Origin of the sequence: Phenylobacterium sp. (assembly GCF_036263695.1) — a bacterium.
Classification (GTDB): domain Bacteria; phylum Pseudomonadota; class Alphaproteobacteria; order Caulobacterales; family Caulobacteraceae; genus Phenylobacterium.
In genome coordinates this window covers 1-5,006 of the sequence record NZ_DATAGM010000463.1, presented here as the reverse complement: position 1 = coordinate 5,006, position 5,006 = coordinate 1, and the positions used below count along the sequence as shown (strand labels likewise).

General features: G+C 68.1%; 3 protein-coding genes. 2 read left to right on the top strand and 1 reads right to left on the bottom strand.

The window, feature by feature from the left end; genetic code table 11:
• Positions 1-1,576: methyl-accepting chemotaxis protein (locus VHK87_RS18630; protein WP_329636392.1), on the bottom strand; the 1,576-nt coding region annotated here is incomplete at its 3' end.
• 229 nt (positions 1,577-1,805) lie between these two features.
• On the opposite strand from VHK87_RS18630, the gene VHK87_RS18625 reads away from it, so the two are divergent.
• Positions 1,806-3,308, top strand: a complete 1,503-nt coding sequence (locus tag VHK87_RS18625) for a phosphomannomutase/phosphoglucomutase (protein WP_329636391.1) — start codon at positions 1,806-1,808, stop codon at positions 3,306-3,308.
• 75 nt (positions 3,309-3,383) lie between these two features.
• Positions 3,384-4,688, top strand: coding sequence for a UDP-glucose/GDP-mannose dehydrogenase family protein (locus VHK87_RS18620; RefSeq protein WP_329636390.1), 1,305 nt, complete (start codon positions 3,384-3,386; stop codon positions 4,686-4,688).
• The last annotated feature ends 318 nt before the right edge of the window (positions 4,689-5,006 follow it).

Genomic DNA, 5,006 nt, shown 5'->3' with positions numbered 1-5,006 from the left:
GGGTCACGATCTGCCCGAGGACCTCTCCGCTGCGGGACACCAGATCGACGCCGGCGCCGACCTGATTGGCCGAGCTGTTGATGAGCGCCTTGATCTCCTTGGCCGCGTCGGCCGAGCGCTGGGCGAGAGCGCGCACTTCGGAAGCGACGACGGCGAAGCCGCGGCCGGCCTCGCCCGCGCGGGCGGCCTCGACCCCGGCGTTCAGAGCCAGCAGGTTGGTCTGGAAGGCGATCTCGTCGATCACCCCGATGATTTGGCCGATCGAGGCGGAGGAGGACTCGATGGCGGCCATGGCCGCGGTCGCCTCCTGCATCACCCCGCCGCTCTCCTGGGCCGCGGTCTTGGTCTCGGCGACGATGTTCGCGGCGGTCTTGGCGCCTTCCGCGGTGCGTTTGACGGCGCCGGCGATCTCCTTCACCGCCGCCGCCGTCTCCTCGAGGCTGGCCGCCTGGTGCTCGGTGCGGCGGGACAGGTTGTCGGCCGCTTCCGAAATCTGCGCCGCGCCGTTGCGGATCGCCAACACGCTCTGGACGACGCCGGTCATGGCGTTCTGCAGCTGGCCCATGGCGGCGTTGAAGTCGGCCTTCAGCTTGCCGTACTGGCCGGGGAACTCCTGGTTGATGCGGAAGGTGAGGTCGCCGTCGGCCATTCGCTCCAGGCCGCTGGCCAGGGCGTCGACCACGACGGCCTGCTCGCGGGCCGCCGCGGCCTCGGCCTCAAGGCGGCTGCTGCGCTCGGCCTCGGCGACTTCGCGCTGGCGTCGGGTCTCGCCCTCCAGCCGGATCTTCTCGATGGCCGCTTCCTTGAAGGTCAGAACCGCCTTGGCCATCAGGCCGATCTCGTCGCCCCGGTCGGTGGCGGGGACGTCGACGGTGTTGTCGCCGCCGGCCAGCTTGCGCATGGCGGAGGTGAGCCCCTTCACCGGCACGGCGATCGCGCGGCCGAGGCTGAACCAGGCCGCCAGGCCCAGCAGGGTGGCGGCGGCCAGACCGATCGCCAGAGCCGTGATGAGCTGGGCGGACGCCGCCTCCATTCGCGCAGCCCGTTCGGCCAGGCGCTCATCCTCGCGCTTCTGCAGCGTCTCGAGGGCGGTCTCCAGCGGTGCGATCTTGGTGTCGGCGATGCCGTCGGAGGCGACCATGGCCACGGCTTGGGCGTGGGTCGCCGGATCCGCTGCCAGCGCCTCGCCGGCCTCGACGATGTCACGCCACCAGACGTCCGCGGCGGCCTCGGCCTCGTCGATCAGCTTCAAGTCCTCGGGCGAGCCGGCTTCGAGCTCCCGCAGCTCGGCGAGGGTCTTCTTGAGGCTGCCGCGGTGCTTGCGGACCCGCTCCGAATAATAGGCGTCGCCGGACAGCAGCAGGCCCCGGAAGCTGTTCTCCTGGCGCAGGGTGTAGAAATTCGCGGCGCCGATGGCCGCGATGGCCCGATGCGACTGTTCGTTGTCGCGCCGCGCCGCCTCCACAACCTGAAGGTTGGCGAGGATCACGGCGGCCACAATCACCAGCGTCAGGATCATCGCACCGAAAGCCATCGCCAGCTTTCGCGAGACAGTGATGCTGTTGAGAATGTTCACGAATTTTCCCGGCCCAAGCGCGGGCGCGAGCCCGCATCGAGCTCCACTTCGCGCCCCCATGGCTAACGAAGTGCGAACGGCGAGTGCGACACTTTTGCGATCATGGTTGCTTGCAGATCAGGTGGGGGGCCGGCCGCCGGCGAACTTTAGCGGCGCTGTAGCGTTCGTTTGGCTCCCGGGGGCCAGCCGACTATGAACGGAGCCCTGAACCACGCTTGACGGAGTGCCGATGTTCCCTGCCCCGCGCGCCGACCTCGTCCCCAACACCGCGCTCTACGAGGACCTGCCGCTGGTCAAGCCCACCGGCTTTCGCGAGTACGACGCGCGCTGGCTGTTCGGACCGGAGATCAATCTGCTGGGCGTCCAGGCGCTCGGCCTGGGCCTTGGGACCTACATCCACGAGCTCGGCCAGCGGAAGATCGTCGTCGGCCACGACTACCGGAGCTATTCGGCGTCAATCAAGCAGGCCCTGATGTTGGGCTTGGTCTCGGCCGGGTGCGAGGTGCTGGACATCGGCCTGGCCGTCTCGCCGATGGCCTATTTCGCCCAGTTCGACCTGGACGCGCCGTGCGTGGCGATGGTCACCGCCAGCCACAACGAGAACGGCTGGACCGGCGTCAAGATGGGCGCCCAGCGGCCGCTGACCTTCGGGCCCGACGAGATGGGCCGCTTGAAGGAGATCGTGCTGACGGGCGGCTGGAAGACCCGCGAGGGCGGCGTGCTGCGACGCGTCGAGGGCGTGGCCGAGCGCTACATCGCCGACGTCGCCTCGCGCACCAAGCTGACCCGGCCGCTTAAGGTGGTGGCCGCCTGCGGCAACGGCACGGCCGGCGCCTTCGCGCCCCAGGCCCTGCGCGCCATGGGCGTGGCCGAGCTCATCGAGATGGACACCGAGCTCGACTACACCTTCCCGAAATACAACCCGAACCCCGAAGACCACGTGATGCTGCAGGCGATGGCCCAGCGGGTGCGGGACACCGGCGCCGACCTGGCCCTGGGCTTCGACGGCGACGGCGACCGCTGCGGCGTGGTGGACGACGAGGGCGAGGAGATCTTCGCGGACAAGATCGGCCTGATGCTGGCAAGGGACCTGTCGGCCCTGCACAAGGACGCGACCTTCATCGTCGACGTGAAGTCCACCGGCCTGTTCTCCACCGACGAGGTGCTGAAGTCGAACGGCGCCACGACGGTCTACTGGAAGACCGGCCACAGCTACATCAAGCGCAAGACCGCCGAGCTGGGCGCCTTGGCCGGCTTCGAGAAGAGCGGCCACTTCTTCTTCAACGCCCCGTTCGGTCGCGGCTACGACGACGGCCTGGTGGCCGCCGCCGCCATCCTGGCGATGCTCGACCGCAATCCGGGCAAGAAGCTGTCGGACCTGAAGCGGGCCCTGCCGGTGGCCTACACCTCGCTGACCATGTCGCCGCACTGCGGCGACGAGGTGAAATACGGCGTCGTGGACGGCGTGGTGAGGGAATACGAGCAGCTGCGCGCCGCGGGCGGGACCATCTTGGGCCGCAAGATCACCGACCTGATCACCGTCAACGGCGTGCGCGTCGCGCTGGAGGACGGCTCCTGGGTGCTGGTCCGCGCCTCGTCAAACAAGCCGGAGATCGTCGTCGTGGTGGAGAGCAGCCGCTCTGAGGACGACATGCGCGCCCTGTTCCGCGAGGAAGTGAAACCCCGCCTGGCCAAGCGCCCGGAAGTCGGCGCGTACAACCAGGAAATCTAACGCGGACAGCCGGTTGGCGCCGCGCGCCGACCGTGCTCAAAGCTGCGCCTTGAAACCCTCCGCACGGGAGCTTCCATGCACGTCGCCATGATCGGGACCGGCTATGTGGGCCTGGTGTCCGGCGCCTGCTTCGCCGACTTCGGCCACGTCGTGACCTGCATCGACAAGGACGCCACCAAGATCGAGCAGCTGAAGAGCGGCGGCATCCCGATCTACGAGCCGGGCCTCGACACCCTGGTGGCCCAGAACGTTCGGGCCGGACGGCTGTTCTTCGACACCGAGGCCGCCGAGGCGGTGAAGAAGGCCGACGCGGTGTTCATCGCCGTCGGCACGCCCTCGCGGCGCGGCGACGGCCACGCGGACCTCTCCTACGTCTACGCCGCCGCCGAAGAGATCGCCGGGCTGATGAACGGCTTCACCGTCATCGTCACCAAATCGACCGTGCCGGTCGGCACCGGTGACGAGATCGAAAAGATCATCCGCGCCAAGCGTCCGGACGCCGACTTCGCGGTGGTCTCCAACCCTGAGTTCCTGCGCGAAGGTGCGGCCATCGAGGACTTCAAGCGGCCGGACCGGGTGGTGGTGGGCACCGACGACGAGCGGGCCCGCCAGATCATGCGCGAGCTATATCGGCCGCTTTATCTGAATGAGACGCCAATCGTCTTCACCAGCCGGCGCACGTCCGAGCTGACCAAGTATGCGGCCAACGCCTTCCTGGCCATGAAGATCACCTTCATCAATGAGATGGCCGACCTGTGCGAGGCAGTGGGCGGCGATGTCCAACACGTCGCCCGCGGCATCGGCCTCGACAACCGGATCGGCGGCAAGTTCCTGCACGCCGGCCCCGGCTACGGCGGCTCGTGCTTTCCGAAGGACACCCTGGCCCTGGTGCGCACGGCCACCGACTACGGCTCGCCCGTCGAGCTGATCGAGACCACCGTGCGGGTGAACGACCAGCGCAAGAAGGCCATGGCCCGCAAGATCATGACCGCCATGGGCGGCGACCTGAAGGGCAAGACGGTCGGCGTCCTGGGCCTCACCTTCAAGCCCAACACCGACGACATGCGCGACGCCCCCTCGCTAGACATCGTGCCGGCGCTGCAGGCCATGGGAGCGAAGGTGCAGGCGTTCGATCCGGCCGGCGCGGCCGAGGCGCGCCAGCTGCTGCGCGACATCGATCTGAAGGAGGATCCCTATGCGGCGGCGGCGGGCGCCGACGCCCTGGTGCTGATCACCGAGTGGGACCAGTTCCGCGCCCTCGACCTCGACAGGCTGAAGCTGCTGATGAACCAGCCGCTGATGATCGATCTGCGCAACGTCTACCGGCCCGAGGACATGCGCGTCCGCGGCTTCAACTACGTGAGCGTGGGCCGGCCGTAGAGATCTAGACCGCCAGGGCGATCAGGCTCTGCCCGATCCACACGGCCCCTGCCCAGAAGCCGATGGCCAGAAGCATCACGAAAGCCAGAAGAATCAGCGCGCTCACCGCCTGACTCGGGGGCCGATGCCCATGGCCTGCTACGGTTGACCGCATGTTTCACTCCCAATCGTCTCGTTGCATCCGCACCGGTCGAGCGGGGCGAACATTACAAGATTGTCACGACTCTTAAGGTTCCGGTACCCATTTCGGCTCTGCCGCGGCGGCGTTCACGAACCTGTCACCACCGCCTAGCCCCATCGGGCTAGGCTCGCAGCGAA